The organism is Siccirubricoccus soli (genome assembly GCF_024178315.1).
GTDB lineage: Bacteria > Pseudomonadota > Alphaproteobacteria > Acetobacterales > Acetobacteraceae > Siccirubricoccus > Siccirubricoccus soli.
This window is the reverse complement of sequence record NZ_JAMZIK010000113.1, coordinates 32,522-45,393: the sequence shown is the minus strand read 5'-3', so window position 1 is coordinate 45,393 and position 12,872 is coordinate 32,522. Positions and strand designations below refer to the sequence as shown.

General features: G+C 71.6%; 15 protein-coding genes. 8 read left to right on the top strand and 7 right to left on the bottom strand.

All coding sequences use genetic code 11. From position 1 onward, the window contains the following. The coding region (locus NJ376_RS18105; RefSeq protein WP_252954685.1) for a hypothetical protein at window positions 1-192 on the top strand (192 nt) is incomplete at its 5' end. A gap of 252 nt (window positions 193-444) precedes the next feature. Here the strand turns inward: NJ376_RS18105 and NJ376_RS18100 are convergent. Then, on the bottom strand, window positions 445-1,068 hold the full coding sequence (locus NJ376_RS18100; protein ID WP_252954684.1) for a glutathione S-transferase family protein: 624 nt from the start codon (window positions 1,066-1,068) through the stop codon (window positions 445-447). Window positions 1,069-1,079: 11 nt separating this feature from the next. Further along, window positions 1,080-2,051 (bottom strand): Bug family tripartite tricarboxylate transporter substrate binding protein, encoded by a 972-nt coding sequence (locus NJ376_RS18095; protein ID WP_252954683.1) that lies wholly within the window; start codon window positions 2,049-2,051, stop codon window positions 1,080-1,082. A 213-nt stretch (window positions 2,052-2,264) separates the two neighbouring features. On the opposite strand from NJ376_RS18095, the gene NJ376_RS18090 reads away from it, so the two are divergent. After that, a complete protein-coding gene (locus NJ376_RS18090) occupies window positions 2,265-2,453 on the top strand; it encodes a hypothetical protein (RefSeq protein ID WP_252954682.1) in 189 nt (62 codons plus the stop codon). A gap of 186 nt (window positions 2,454-2,639) precedes the next feature. Here NJ376_RS18090 and NJ376_RS18085 read toward each other — a convergent pair whose 3' ends face one another. Together NJ376_RS18085 and NJ376_RS18080 are read right to left on the bottom strand one after the other, a co-directional pair. Continuing rightward, entirely contained in the window at window positions 2,640-4,034 is a 1,395-nt protein-coding gene (locus NJ376_RS18085; RefSeq protein ID WP_252954681.1) for an amidase, read from the bottom strand. Continuing rightward, window positions 4,031-4,225 carry a hypothetical protein gene (locus tag NJ376_RS18080; RefSeq protein ID WP_252954680.1) on the bottom strand — a complete coding sequence of 65 codons (195 nt, stop codon included), beginning with the start codon at window positions 4,223-4,225 and terminating at the stop codon, window positions 4,031-4,033. Before NJ376_RS18080 ends, NJ376_RS18085 begins: the two co-directional genes overlap by 4 nt. A gap of 459 nt (window positions 4,226-4,684) precedes the next feature. Between NJ376_RS18080 and NJ376_RS18075 the strand changes: the two genes are divergently transcribed. The 4 genes from NJ376_RS18075 (at window position 4,685) to NJ376_RS18060 (ending at window position 7,645) form a co-directional block, all read left to right on the top strand. Continuing rightward, on the top strand, window positions 4,685-4,933 hold the full coding sequence (locus NJ376_RS18075) for a hypothetical protein (RefSeq protein WP_252954679.1): 249 nt from the start codon (window positions 4,685-4,687) through the stop codon (window positions 4,931-4,933). Window positions 4,934-5,165: 232 nt separating this feature from the next. Continuing rightward, window positions 5,166-5,432 (top strand): hypothetical protein, encoded by a 267-nt coding sequence (locus NJ376_RS18070; protein WP_252954678.1) that lies wholly within the window; start codon window positions 5,166-5,168, stop codon window positions 5,430-5,432. Window positions 5,433-5,546: 114 nt separating this feature from the next. Next, entirely contained in the window at window positions 5,547-6,749 is a 1,203-nt protein-coding gene (locus tag NJ376_RS18065) for a CaiB/BaiF CoA transferase family protein (protein WP_252954677.1), read from the top strand. After that, window positions 6,746-7,645, top strand: coding sequence for a hydroxymethylglutaryl-CoA lyase (locus NJ376_RS18060; protein WP_252954676.1), 900 nt, complete (start codon window positions 6,746-6,748; stop codon window positions 7,643-7,645). The genes NJ376_RS18065 and NJ376_RS18060 overlap by 4 nt, the downstream gene beginning before the upstream one ends. 246 nt (window positions 7,646-7,891) lie before the next feature. On the opposite strand, the gene NJ376_RS18055 is transcribed toward NJ376_RS18060, so the two are convergent. Then, window positions 7,892-8,395, bottom strand: a complete 504-nt coding sequence (locus tag NJ376_RS18055) for a hypothetical protein (RefSeq protein ID WP_252954675.1) — start codon at window positions 8,393-8,395, stop codon at window positions 7,892-7,894. Window positions 8,396-8,415: 20 nt separating this feature from the next. Next, the gene (locus NJ376_RS18050) at window positions 8,416-8,949 is read right to left on the bottom strand and encodes a hypothetical protein (RefSeq protein ID WP_252954674.1); all 534 of its coding nucleotides are present in this window, start codon (window positions 8,947-8,949) and stop codon (window positions 8,416-8,418) included. Between the two features lie 311 nt (window positions 8,950-9,260). On the opposite strand from NJ376_RS18050, the gene NJ376_RS18045 reads away from it, so the two are divergent. Together NJ376_RS18045 and NJ376_RS18040 are read left to right on the top strand one after the other, a co-directional pair. Next, entirely contained in the window at window positions 9,261-9,761 is a 501-nt protein-coding gene (locus NJ376_RS18045; protein WP_252954673.1) for a CHAP domain-containing protein, read from the top strand. Window positions 9,762-9,874: 113 nt separating this feature from the next. Continuing rightward, entirely contained in the window at window positions 9,875-11,347 is a 1,473-nt protein-coding gene (locus NJ376_RS18040; RefSeq protein ID WP_252954672.1) for an NADP-dependent isocitrate dehydrogenase, read from the top strand. Window positions 11,348-11,457: 110 nt separating this feature from the next. Here the strand turns inward: NJ376_RS18040 and NJ376_RS18035 are convergent, their stop codons facing one another. Next, complete coding sequence (locus NJ376_RS18035; RefSeq protein ID WP_252954671.1) at window positions 11,458-12,684, bottom strand: ABC transporter substrate-binding protein; 1,227 nt, start codon at window positions 12,682-12,684, stop codon at window positions 11,458-11,460. Window positions 12,685-12,872: the final 188 nt, after the last annotated feature.

Genomic DNA, 12,872 nt, shown 5'->3' with positions numbered 1-12,872 from the left:
GCCCTGCCGGTGCTGGAGGTGAATCCCCGCCATCCGCTGCTGCGCCGGCTGGCGGCGCTGCCGGACGGCGATGCGGCGCTGGCCGAGCAGGCGGGGCTGCTGCTGGACCTGGCGCGGGTGCAGGATGGCGATGCGCCGCGCGACCCGGCGGGCTTCGCCCGGCGCGTGGCGGCGGCGCTGGCGGTCGCTTAGAGCATGCTGCGTTCGCTTGCGCTCACGCAGCATGCTTTGGGCCGTTGTTTTGCGAGCATCTTCACGCGTTCAGATGAGTCCATCTGAACGCGATCTGCTCTAGCCGAACGTCAGGTAGGAATGGGGGCGCTGCCCCCATGCCCCTGCCGGGGCCAAGGCTTAGCCCCGGACCCCGCCCTGAGTCGGCAGGCTCGGCCGTTGGGTCGGGAATTCATGCCGGGTGCGGGGACCAGTCCGGTCCCCGGCGGGGGGCTACAGCGCGGCTTCTGCCGCCAGCGCCCGCTGCACCGCGGGCCGCGCCATCATGCGGGCGAAATGCGCCTCCACCCGCGGCAGCGTCGAGAGTTTCACCCCATCACCCTCCAGCCAGCGGGTCAGGGCGAAGAGATAGACGTCGCAGGCGGAGAATTCCTCGCCCAGCACCCATGGCCCGCGCAGCATCTCCCGCTCGATCAGCCCGAAGCAGGCGGCCATGGTCTCCGGCACCTTGCGGCGCATCTCGGCGATCGCCGCCGGGTCATCCGCCCAGCGCGTGCCGCGGCCCTTATGGGCATGCGCCACATGCACCGTGGCGCAGAGATAGAGGTTGAAGCTCTGCGCCTGGCCGAATTCGAAGGGGTCCGCCACCGGCAGCAGCCCGGTTTCCGGATGGCTCTGCGCCAGGAAGGCGAGGATGGCCGGCGTCTCCGTCAGGATGCCGCGCGGCGTCGCCAGGGCCGGCACCCGCCCCTTCGGGTTCACCTTCAGGTATTCGGGGGAGCGCTGCGCATCGGCCGCGAAATTCACCCGGCTCAGGGCGAAGGGCAGCCCGGCCTCCTCCAGCGCCAGGTGGCTGGCGAAGGAGCACGAGCCGGGGGAGGTGAAGAGGGTGTACATGGCGCGCTTCCTCAGCCGTCGATCCGGATGCCGGTCAGCTCCACCAGCGCCGCCCAGCGGGCCAGCTCCGCCTTCTGGAAGGCGGCGAATTCCGTGGGGCCCATGGGGGCGGGGGTGAAGCCGAGGGTGGCGAGGCGCTGCACCATCTCCGGCGCCGCCAGCAGGCCCGGCAGCACCGCGGCCAGCTTCTCCACCACCGCCTGCGGCAGGCGGGCCGGGCCGAACAGCCCGAACCAGGCATCGACAGCCATGTAGGGCGCACCGGCCTCGGCGAAGGTCGGGATCTCCGGCAGCTCCGGCAGGCGGGCGGGGGCGCCGATGCCGAGGCAGCGGAGGCGGCCATCCTGCACCAGCGTCACCACCTGCGGCCAGGTGGAGACGAAGGCGTCCACCACCCCGGCGACGGTATCCGTCACCGCCTGGGCGCCGCCGCGATAGGGCACATGCGTCGCCTTCAGCCCCTCCCGCCGGACGAAGCTCTCGGCGATCACATGGCTGGCGGAGCCGACGCCGGAGGAGGCGTAGGTGAGGCCCTGGGCGCGGCCGCGCGCGGCCAGCTCCGCCAGGGTCTTGGCCGGGCTGCTGGCCGGCACGACCAGGGCGTGGTGCACTTCCGCGAGACGGAAGATCGGGGTGAAATCCTCGACCGGGCGGTAGGGCAGATCCCGCAGCATGGCGGCATTCGCCGCATGGGTCTGGTTGTTGCCGAGGGCGAGAGTGGTGCCGTCCGGCGCCGCCTGGGCGGCGGCCAGGGTGCCGGGCACGGCACCGCCGCCCGGCCGGTTCTCCACCACGAAGCTGGCTCCGGGGAAGGCGGCAGTCAGCCGTTCCGCCAGGGCGCGGGCCAGCACATCGGTGCTGCCGCCGGGCGGGTAGGCCAGCAGGATGCGGATCGGGCGGCTCGGCCAGGGCTCCGGCGCCTGGGCGCGGGCAAGGCCGGGGAGGAGCAGCGCGGCGGCGAGGAAGGGGCGGCGGTTCGGCATAAGGGCGAAAGGATAGGCGAGGCGGGGTCGGGCCGGAACCCCGGGGCGGGCGGATGTCGGCCCGCCCGATCGCGACCCCCGCCGCGCGGCTCCCTTTTTCGTGACCAACTGAACATCGTTAAGCAGGGCTTTGAAACATCTGGTATTGTTTCTGCCGTCATCGCGCCACAACTCATGATGCATAGTGCGCAGGCTTGTTGGGGAGAGGATGCCATGGAGCGCCGACCCGATGCCTGGGGAGAGTTTCTCCGCCGCACCATGCTGACCATCGGTCTGGCTGGGGTGGCGGCGGTGCCGCCTGGGCCGGCCGCTGCCGATCGCGGGGCCGAGCTCGGGGAGCCGGATGCCGCCGGCACGACCGACCTGCCAGCGCCGCAGCAGGAACTGCCGACGAAGGGCTGACCGCCCTCGGAGAAGACCGGCGGCTGGCGAAGGCTGCCGGTGCCGGCCCGGTCGGGATGGCCGGGCGGGCGAGGCTTCGAGAGGCTCGGCGCCGCCATCCCGCGCCCTTGCCGCGGCTGCCGGGCGGGGCGCTGATCGCCCGGCCCTTCCGGGTCCTGAGGTCCCGCCCGGCGATGCCGCCGGCCCTCAGAGCTGCGGCGCCATCGCCGCCCAGGGCGCCGCCCGCTCATAGGCGGCGGCGGCGCGATAGATCAGCGCCTCGGAGAAGCTCGGCCCGACGAGCTGCATGCCGAGCGGCAGCCCCTCCGCCCGGCTCACCCCGCACATGATGTTCAGCGCCGGATGGCCGGTGACGTTGAAGGGCGTGCGGGCCTGGCGCGGATAGGTGCGCTCCACTTCCGCCGCGTCGTCGATTTTGGAGGCCGGGTCCATGGAGCTGGCGCAGAGCAGCAGATCCACCTCGCGGAACGCCGCCTCCACCGCCGCCACCAGCTCCCGCCGCCTGCGCTGGGCCTGGACGTAGTCGGTGCCGGTGATGAACTGGCTGGGCAGGAGCCGCCGGCGGGTGACGGCGGCGTAGTCGCCCGGCCGCTCCCGCAGCCAGGTCTCGTGCACCGCGCCCGCCTCCGGCAGCATGATGGCACGGTTGACGGCGGCGAATTCGCCGAGCGGCGGCAGCACCACGGTGCTGAGCACCGCCCCCTCCTTCGCCAGCAGCGCCGCGGCGGCTTCCAGCGCCGCCGCCACCTCGGGCGTGGCCGGCGTATCCACCTCGTGGAAATGCCGGACGAAGCCGATCCGCAGACCCTTGAGGCCCTTGTGCAGCCCGCGCGTATAGTCTTCTGGCGCATGGCGGGCGCTGCCGGGGTCGCCCGGATCATGCCCGGCCATGATGTTGAGCAGCATGGCGTTGTCCCGCACCGTGCGGGTCATCGGCCCGACATGGTCCAGGGTGAAGGCCAGCGGGAAGACGCCGCGGCGGGAGACCAGCCCGTAAGTCGGCTTCAGCCCGGCCAGCCCGCAATGGCCGGCCGGGTGGCGAACGGAGCCGCCGGTATCCGTCCCCAGCGCCGCCGGCAGCATCCGCGCGCCCACCGCGGCGCCGGAGCCGGAGGAGGAGCCGCCCGGATGGTGCGCCGGGTTCCAGGGGTTGCGGGCCGGCGGGAAGGGCAGGTCGAAGGCCGGGCCGCCGATGGCGAATTCATGCGTCGCCAGCTTGGCGGGGAAGATCGCCCCGGCCTCCCGCAGCTTCGTCACCACCGCGGCGTCCTGCTCTGCCACCCGGTCGAGCTGGAGCTTGGAATGGCAGGTGGTGGGATGGCCGGCGAGGTCGATGATATCCTTCAGCCCCACCGGAATGCCGTGCAGCGGGCTGCGCGGGCCGGAGCGGGCGATCTCCGCCTCGGCGGCCCTGGCATCCGCCATGGCCTGCTCGGGCAGCAGCCGGATGCAGGCATTCAGCTTCGGCTCCAGCGCCTCGATCCGCGCCAGGCAGTCGGTCAGCAGCTCCACCGGGGAGAGCCTGCCGGCGGCGATCAGCGCGCTGGCGGTGGCCAGCGGCAGGGCGTGCGGCGCGGTCATGCCCCGGCCTCCTGCGGCGCCGCATAGGGCGGCATCGGCTCGGCGGCAGGGGAGGCGGGGCGGCGGAAGGCGTTGCGCAGCTTGGCGGCGGCGGTGATCGCCTCCGCGACATCGGCCGGGTGGTCGGCCCAGGCGCGGCCGAGGCCGGCGGCCTCGGCCAGGATGGCGTCGCGCGAAGGGGCGTCCGGCATGTGATCTCTCTCCCGATAATGCGGTGCGGAAAGGGTGCCGAAAAAAAGCCGGGGGCGGAACCCGGGAAGGCCCGCCCCCGAAGTCGGCGCCGGGGGAGTGGGGCGGTGCCTGGTTGAGGGGGCAGGCGGCCGCCGCGGCGCTCATGGGAGAAAGAGGCCGGTATGCGGCCTCCGCCTCTGTTTGTGCCGGAAGAGGATTGATTTTCCCTTGCGCGGTGGAGGGAGAAATCGGCGGCTGCGCTCCGGGCCCGGCCATTCGCCGGCCTCGCCCGTAGCGATCCGGGCCGGGTGGCAGCAGGGGCGGAGGGGCATGGCGGAGCTGTTGCGGACGGTGCTGGAGAACCTGCCCGTCCAATCCCTTCAACGCGCCGATCCTCGACGGCATCCCGCAGGATGTCTGCGGCGGCCGGTGCTTGATTTCCCTTGCTCCAGCTATCTCGGCACGCTGGCGGAACCCGGATGCGGGGGGGCCTGGATCCGTTTCAGGGTCTCGGTCTTCAATGTGAAGGCGCTGAAGCGTTCTTCATCGCCCGCGGCGTCCACGCCTTCTACGGCTTCGACCGCGCGGCCTACTGGGCCGCCTGCGAGGCCGAGTTGAAGGCCTATCCGCGCGACTGCCTCGGCCGCGAGTGGAAGACGCGCGACATCGCGGCCTTCGCGCAATTGCTCGCGCATTTCGAGATCTGCCGGAGCAACGGCATGAACTGAGCCCGGGCCCGGCAGGGCCGGCATGGCGTCCCGCCGGTGCCGGCGGGCGATCCCGGCCGCGTTGCGCGCCCGATGCGCCGCTGCCGCAGGCAGCCCGCCCGCTGCGGCCGCTTCAACAACTCCCGGTGAAGAAACGCCATCCCGGCGCCGTTACCGGGCATGGTGCGGAGCGCCGTAGCCGGAAGGCGGGTGAACCGCCTGCAAGGATATGGCCCGGATTAGGGAGGGAAGCATGCGTTTCCATGCCATTGCAGCAGCCCTGGCGCTCAGTGTCGGCGTCGTCGCGGTCGCGGACGCCAATCCGCGGCAGCGCCGTGCCCCGGCGGACCCACAGGGTGCCACGGTCGAGCAGCTGAACGAGCAGAGCCTGCAGCGGGCCCGGCAGGGCCAGAACGCTCCCAGCCCGGGCCCCGACACCACCTCCAACCTCAACCGGCAGAGCGAGCGGGACGCGGCGAGAGGCCAGCCCATGCCGCAGCCGCCCATGCCGTTCCGCTGAGGCGGAGGGGCCGGGCCCCCGCAAGGGGCGGCCGGCCCCGCCGCTTCCCGGCCCACGGCACCGCCTGGCCGCAGGCGCTTTGCGCCGGCCGGCGGGGGCGGTATGCCGGGGGCCATGCCAGAAACCAAATCCGTCCAGGACCCGCCCCCGCTGCCGCTGACCGGCCTGCGCATCGTCGAGCTCGGCCACTACATCGCGGCACCCTTCGCCACCCGGCTGCTGGCCGATCTCGGCGCCGAGGTGATCAAGGTGGAGCCGCCGGAAGGCGACCCGGTGCGCGGCTGGGGCAGCCAGGTGGAAGGGCACGCCGTCTGGTTCAGCGTGCATGGCCGCAACAAGCTCTCCGTCACGCTCGACCTGAAGAGCGCCGAGGGGAAGGCGAAGGTGCGGCAGCTCATCGCCCGCGCCGATGCGCTGGTGGAGAATTTCCGGCCCGGCCAGCTCGAGCGCTACGGCCTCGGCCCCGCCGAGCTGCACGCGGTCAATCCGCGCCTCGTCATCGCCCGGGTCAGCGGCTACGGCCAGGACGGGCCCTATCGCGACAAGCCGGCCTTCGGCGCCATCGGCGAGGCGATGGGCGGGCTGCGCCACCTCACCGCCCATCCCGGCCAGACGGATCTGCCGCCGCCGCGCTGCGGCGTCTCCATCAGCGACGACCTGGCGGGGATGTACGCCGCCATGGCGCTGGTCGCCGCTTGCTGGCAGGTGAAGGGCGACCCGCAGGCGAAGGGCCGCGTCATCGATGTCGACCTCGTCGGCAGCGTGTTCTCTCTAATGGAGGGGATGCTGCCGGAATACGGGCTGTTCGGCTGGGTGCGCCAGCCCCAGGGGGCGGCCATCAAGACCGCGGCGCCGACCAACACCTATCCCTGCGCCGATGGCAAATGGCTCTGCATCGCCGGGAACTCGGACCTGATCTTCCGCCGGCTGATGGCGGCGATCGGCCGGCCGGAGGCGGCGAGCGACCCGCGCTTCGCCACCAACGCCCTGCGCTGCGAGCATGTGGGGGAGCTGGACGGGATGATCGCCGACTGGACCCGCACCCTGCCGGCGGCCGAGGCGGAGGCGATCCTGGAGAAGGCCGAGGTGCCCTGCTCCCGCCTCTACGACATGAAGGATTGCGCCGAGGATCCGCATTTCCGCGCGCGGGAGTTGGTGATGGAGGTGCAGGACCCGTTGATCGGGCGCGTGCTGCATCCGGCGGCGCCCTTCCGCTTCGACGGCATCGGCCCGCGCGACATGGTGCGCTGGACCGGCCCCACCGCCGGGGCGCATAACGACCACGTCTTCAAGGAGCTGCTGGGGAACGCGCCATGACCGAGACCGCCATCCTTTCCGAGGTCGCGCCGCGCGACGGGCTGCAGAGCATCGGCGCCTTCGTGCCGACCGAGACCAAGATCGCCATCGTGCGCGCCAGCTATGAGGCCGGGCTGCGCCGCATGGAGGTGGGCAGCTTCGTCTCGCCCCGCGCCGTGCCGCAGATGGCCGACACCGCCGAGGTGCTGAAGGCGGCGAAGCAGCTGGAGGGCCTGGAGAGCACCGTGCTCGTCCCCAACCGCAAGGGGTTCGAGCTGGCGATGAATGCCGGGGCCGACCGCCTCGGCCTCTTCATGTCCGCCACCGAGAGCCACAACAAGGCGAACCTGAACCGCCCGCTGGAGGACAGCTTCAGGGACCTTGCCGCCATCGTGCGCGAGGCGCCGAAGGGCACGAAGATCCGCTTCAACCTCTCCTGCGTCTTCCACTGCCCCTTCGAGGGCGTCGTGCCGGAGGCGCCGGTGCTGGAGCTGATCGGCCGCATCGCCGAGCTGGACGAGGAGATGGAGATCGCGCTGGCCGACACCACCGGCAATGCCGCGCCGGACCAGGTGCGCCGCATCTTCACCGCGGCGCATGCGAAGTGGGGGCACCGCTTCGCCTATCATGGCCATGACACCTACGGCATGGGCATCGCCAATGTGACGGCGGCCTGGGAGGCAGGGTGCCGGGTGTTCGACGCTGCCTCGGGCGGCATCGGCGGCTGCCCCTTCGCGCCGGGCGCCACCGGCAATGTGGCGATGGAGGATGTGGTCTGGCTGTTCCAGCGCATGGGCGTCGAGACCGGTGTCGATTTCCCGAAGCTGCTGCTGGCCGCCGACTACGCCGCCGCGGTGCCGGGCGCGACCCCGGGCGGCGCCATGCGGCGCGTGCCGGCGGTGCGGAAGGCGGCGTAGCCGAGGCCCCGCCGCCGGCAAGGTCCGGCGGCGGGTGCCACGACCGCGAGGCGGGACGTACGAGGGAGCCAGGGGAAGACCCGGCTTTGCCTGTGCGGTGCTGCCAGCTTCCGCCTGGGCCTGAACCGGTCCCCGGCCCGGGTATGCCGGTTGAGCCTGCGGGTCGCAAACTCACACCGGGGTCCGGGGCCAGGTCCTGGCCCCGGCGGGTTCCAGGGGCAGAGCCCCTGGCTTAGCCCTTACTCGCTAGCGCCGCCGCGCCGGCGTCCGGGCCGGCGGCGTGTGGGCGGGCGGGGCCGGCGGCGCCGGCGGCGGCGTGTAGGCCACCGTCACCGCCACCTTCAGCTCCTGCCCGCCCGGCATCAGCTGCACGGTGAAATTATCCGTCCCGCCGAAGGCGGCGTTCGGGAAGTAATCCACCCGGGTCCGGTCGCCGACCTTGCGAATCAGCACCCGGCCATTGGCGGGGCGGCTGCGGACCGTGCCGTAGTCGAAGGGCTTCGGCCCGGGCTGGGCGACGAAGATGCCGCACCAGCCGCCGTCATTGTCCAGCGACATCGTCGCCTCGGCGGGGCGGTCGGCGCTCAGCGCGACATTCGCCGGCACGGTGCAGTTCTTCGCCTGGCCCTGCAGGTCCACGGCGTAGACCCGCGCGGCGGGCGCCGCCGCCTGTTGCTGCTGGGCGCAGGCGGCGAGGAGGGTGGCGAGGGCGAGGCCACCGAGCGGCTTCATGGCGGCCTTGGTCATCATGCGTGTCACCAGGGGGAACCTTAGCGGGAGGCGCGGCGCGTGGCGGCGGGGCGGGCCGGGCGGGGCGCCGGGGCGCCTTCGCAGGCGGTGACGCCGGCGGAGAGCAGGTCCTTGCCCGCGGCATAGGGGGCCAGGTCGGCCTCGCCGCGCAGCGACATCACCTCGGTGAACAGCCCGCCGTTGCGCGGACAGAAATCGCTGCCGAGCTGGCGGGCGGCGTTGGAGCGGGCATTGGCCAGCTCGGTGATGAAGATGTCGTTCTGCCGCTGGCCGGTGCGGCCGTGCACCCGGGTGAAGTACTGGCCGAAGGCGCGGCCGTTCTGCGCCAGGGTCGGCTTGTAGCGCTCGACGAAGGCGTTGTAGCGGTCTTCCATGTGGCAGGTGGTGGCGACCACCATCAGCTCGGTCTTCAGCGCTTCCAGCTCGAACACCGACTGGTCGGTTTCCGTCGCGCAGCGGGGCACGGCCAGGGCCGGCGAGGTGGCCGACAGCAGTGCGGCGCCGAGCAGCAGCGCATGGGCGCGGCGCCGGGGCGGAGAGGTCCTCTTGCTCATCACGTTACCTTCCTGCGGGTCAGCTTTGGGCACCGCCTGCCCCGCCGCAGGCGCCCTGCCTGCGGCCGGGGGCAGCCGGCCTTGATGCGTGGTGTCCCGCCGCGTCCGGGCAGGGCCCCAGCCCCCCGGCGGGGCAGGTCGTGGACAGGTCACCTTCCCCCCTTTCAGCACACTCCTCGCCTTTGCGCGAGCGTCTGCGTGCGGCGTAACAGATTCTTACTGCAAGTCTCTGGCAGGGTTCAATTCCTGTAGCAGTTCCGTTGCATGATGTGATAGGTTTGCCGGGGGTCGGGGGGTCCCAAGGGGGGGCCATGCCGGAGCGGCAGGGGCGGGATGAGAGCTGGGTGCGGCGCGGGGTGCTGGCCGCGCCGCTGCTGCTGGCGGCCTGCGGCACCGGCCGCCGCGTGCCGGCGCCGACGGGCGCGGTGGGGGAATGGTCCTGCGTGCCCTATGCGCGGCACCGCAGCGGCATCCCGCTGCGCGGCGACGCCTGGCAGTGGTGGGAGGCGGCGGCGGGGCAATACCGGCGGGAGCACCGGCCGCTGCCCGGCAGTGTGCTCGTCCTGATGCGCACCCGCCGCCTGCCGCAGGGGCATCTTTCCGTCGTCTCGCGCGTCATCTCGGCGCGGGAGATCCGGGTGGATCACGCCAACTGGGCCTCCGGCGCCGCCAAGGGGCGGGTGGCGGTGGATCAGCCGGTGCTGGATGTCTCGCCCGAGAATGACTGGTCCCTGGTGCGGGTCTGGTATCCGCGGGTGAATGATTTCGGCGCCAGCCGCTACCCGGCCTACGGCTTCATCGCCGCCACGTGACGCCGCCGGGCCCGGGAAGCGTGCCGGGCCGGGTGCCGAATTAGCCCCGATAGGCTAGATATCGCACCGCAGCATGATACTGGCAGGCTCGCCCTGCCTGAAGGATCGTCCCGATGGATGCAACGCCCCAGCCCCTCTCCACCGAAACCATCCGCGAGAAGGTTCCGGTGACCGCCATTCCCGGCGACGGCATCGGCCGGGAGGTGATGGCGGCGGTGCGCCAGGTGCTGGATGCCGCCGGCGCCCGCATCGCCTGGGAGGAGGCGCTGGCTGGCGCCGAGGCCTTCCGCAAGGGGATCGCCACCGGCGCGCCGCAGGAGACGCTGGACAGCATCGCCCGCACCGGCGTGGCGCTGAAGGGCCCGCTGGAGACGCCGGTCGGCTATGGCGAAAAATCCGCCAACGTCACCTTGCGCAAGATCTTCGAGATGTACGGCAATGTCCGCCCGGTGCGGGAGCTGCCGGGCATCCACACCCCCTTCGGCGGGCGCGGCATCGACTTCGTCGTGGTGCGTGAGAATGTCGAGGACGTGTATGCGGGCATCGAGCACATGCAGACGCCCTCCGTCGCGCAGTGCCTGAAGCTGATCACCGAGGTGGGGTGCGAGCGGATCGTCCGCCTTGCCGCGGCGGTGGCGGAGGCTGAGGGACGGAAGAAGGTGACGGTCGCCACCAAGGCGAACATCATGAAGCTGACCGAAGGCATGATGAAGCGCGTCGGCGAGCAGGTGCTGAAGGACTATCCGTCGCTGACGCCCGAGCACATGATCGTGGACAATTGCGCCCACCAGATGGTCATCCGGCCGGAGCAATTCGATGTCACGGTCATGACCAACATGAATGGCGACATCCTGAGCGATCTGGCGGCGGGGCTGGTCGGCGGGCTCGGCGTCGCACCTTCGGCCAATCTTGGCGACCATGTCGCGATGTTCGAGGCGGTGCACGGCTCGGCGCCGCAGATCGCCGGCAAGGGCATCGCCAACCCGACCGCGCTGCTGCTCTCCGCGCTGATGATGCTGCGGCATATCGGCGATTTCGCCACGGCGCGGAAGGTGGAGCATGCGCTGTACGTGACGTTGGAGGAGGGACGTGACCTCACCGGCGACATCGCACCGGAAGGGGAGGGCGCGCCGACCCAGGCCTTCGTCGAGCGCATCATCGCCAATCTGGGGCGGGAGAGCGAGAAGGTGCCGGAGCGCGAGTACCGCCCGATCGCGCTGAAGCAATGGCCGCAGATCACCTGGTACCGCGCGGCGACGACGCGGGAGCTGGTGGGGGTGGATGTCTTCGTCGAGAGCGAGCGGGACCCCCATGCCATCGGCATCACGCTGGGGGCGGCGGCGGAGGGCTCGGCCTTTACCCTCGCCGGCATCGGGTCGCGCGGCGCGCAGGTCTGGCCGGACATGGGCGGGCACACCTTCCTGGTGGACCATTTCCGCGCCCGCTTCCTGTTCAAGGAGCCACCGAAGGGCAACGGCATCGCCGAGATCACCGACCTGCTGCAGCGGATCGGGCGGCAGCATAATTGGATGCATATCGAGAAGCTGCAGCGCTTCGACGGGGCGCCGGCCTACAGCGTGGCGTAATCCCCGCGACGTCGTTGCATGTCGACGGCCTCGCACAGCCTGAAGCGGCGAAGCCGCTTCAGGGCGACAGGCGTCGCCGGCTGGGCATGCGGGCAGTGGAGCGGGCCGATCTACCCGCGGACCATCGGGCAGCCGCCCTCGCTGATCGGCCGGAAGGCCTCCTCCGCCGGCACCGTCGCCGCCAGGGTATAGACATCGCCCGGGTAGCGATCCTCCCCCGGCTTCTTCACCTGGAGCAGGAAGGAAGGGTGGAGCTTCCGCCCATCCTCGCGGATCAGCCCAGGGCCGAAGGCGTCGTCATCCGTCGGCATGCGCTTCATCTGCGCCACCACGGCGCGGCCGCTGGCCTTGGCGGCCGGCACGCCCATGGCCTTCACCGCCTTCAGGTAGTGCAGCACGCCCGAATAGTTGGCGGCATGCACGTAGTTCGGCCAGACATTGGCCGGCAGCTTCTGGCGGACCCTTTGCGTGAAGCCGCGGGTGCGCTCGTTCAGATCCCACCAGAAGGTCTCGGCGATGTACATGCCCTGCATCGTCGGCAGCCCGGCCGAGATGACCGCGGTGATGGAACCGATGATGGCCGCCAGGCGCGTGTTGCGGGTCAAGCCGAATTCCTGCGCCTGCTTCACACAATTCAGCACGTCGTCCCCCGCCATGGCGAGGCCGAGCACCTTCGCCCGGCTGGCCTGGGCCTGCAGCAGGAAGGCGGAGAAATCCGTGGTCTGCGGGAAGGGGTAGCGCGAGGCGCCGAGCAGCTTCCCGCCCGCCGCCTCGATGAAGCGCGTCGTGTCGCGCTCGATCGCGTGGCCGAAGGCGTAGTCGGCGGTGATGAAGTACCAGCTATCGCCGCCCATCTTCGTCAGCGCGGTGCCGGAGGTGTTGGAGAGGCACCAGGTGTCGTAGGACCAGTGGATCGAGTTCGGCGTGCAGCCCCGGCCGGTGAGGTCCGAGGTGCCGGCCGAGGCGTTCAGGTGGATGCGGTCCTTCTCCACGCAGACCGGGTTGATGCCGAGCGCGATGGCGCTGTTGCCGACATCCGTCACCATGTCCACGCCGCGCTGGTCGAACCACTGCCGCACGGTGTTGATGCCGACATCCGGCTTGTTCTGGTGGTCGGCGGTGATGATCTCCACCCGGATCTCCGGGTTCTGCGCGGTGAACTCCTCCACCGCTTGGCGGACGCAGGCGACGGAGGTGGGCCCGGTGACGTCGCGGTAGGGGCCGGACAGGTCCGTCAGCACGCCGATGCGGATGGGCTCCGCGGGCTGGGCGCGAAGGGCAGGAACGGACAGCAGGCTGGCGGCGGCACCGAAGGCGGCGCGGCGGGTAAGGCGCATGGACGATCTCCCTGGCGGCCGCCCTTTGCCGGGCAGCCTGGCCCCGCCAGCCTAGAGTGGGACCGGCAGCGGTGTCTCCCGCTTCCCGAAGCCGAAGCTGGCATCGCCGGTTGCCGATAATTGGGGCGGTTTCGGCGGCCCCGCCGCGGCACCATCACCGGCAGCGACTGGGCGCCCATGGCCTGATC

What these genes read in the sequence shown, in the direction of transcription:
- NJ376_RS18070 (WP_252954678.1), top strand. Translation starts at nt 5,166, where the DNA reads ATGCGTTTCCATGCCATTGCAGCAGCCCTGGCGCTCAGTGTCGGCGTC.
- NJ376_RS18035 (WP_252954671.1), bottom strand. Translation starts at nt 12,684, where the DNA reads ATGCGCCTTACCCGCCGCGCCGCCTTCGGTGCCGCCGCCAGCCTGCTG.
- NJ376_RS18065 (WP_252954677.1), top strand. Translation starts at nt 5,547, where the DNA reads ATGCCAGAAACCAAATCCGTCCAGGACCCGCCCCCGCTGCCGCTGACC.
- NJ376_RS18080 (WP_252954680.1), bottom strand. Translation starts at nt 4,225, where the DNA reads ATGCCGGACGCCCCTTCGCGCGACGCCATCCTGGCCGAGGCCGCCGGC.
- NJ376_RS18100 (WP_252954684.1), bottom strand. Translation starts at nt 1,068, where the DNA reads ATGTACACCCTCTTCACCTCCCCCGGCTCGTGCTCCTTCGCCAGCCAC.
- NJ376_RS18060 (WP_252954676.1), top strand. Translation starts at nt 6,746, where the DNA reads ATGACCGAGACCGCCATCCTTTCCGAGGTCGCGCCGCGCGACGGGCTG.
- NJ376_RS18055 (WP_252954675.1), bottom strand. Translation starts at nt 8,395, where the DNA reads ATGATGACCAAGGCCGCCATGAAGCCGCTCGGTGGCCTCGCCCTCGCC.
- NJ376_RS18050 (WP_252954674.1), bottom strand. Translation starts at nt 8,949, where the DNA reads ATGAGCAAGAGGACCTCTCCGCCCCGGCGCCGCGCCCATGCGCTGCTG.
- NJ376_RS18085 (WP_252954681.1), bottom strand. Translation starts at nt 4,034, where the DNA reads ATGACCGCGCCGCACGCCCTGCCGCTGGCCACCGCCAGCGCGCTGATC.
- NJ376_RS18045 (WP_252954673.1), top strand. Translation starts at nt 9,261, where the DNA reads ATGCCGGAGCGGCAGGGGCGGGATGAGAGCTGGGTGCGGCGCGGGGTG.
- NJ376_RS18090 (WP_252954682.1), top strand. Translation starts at nt 2,265, where the DNA reads ATGGAGCGCCGACCCGATGCCTGGGGAGAGTTTCTCCGCCGCACCATG.
- NJ376_RS18095 (WP_252954683.1), bottom strand. Translation starts at nt 2,051, where the DNA reads ATGCCGAACCGCCGCCCCTTCCTCGCCGCCGCGCTGCTCCTCCCCGGC.
- NJ376_RS18075 (WP_252954679.1), top strand. Translation starts at nt 4,685, where the DNA reads ATGCGGGGGGGCCTGGATCCGTTTCAGGGTCTCGGTCTTCAATGTGAA.
- NJ376_RS18040 (WP_252954672.1), top strand. Translation starts at nt 9,875, where the DNA reads ATGGATGCAACGCCCCAGCCCCTCTCCACCGAAACCATCCGCGAGAAG.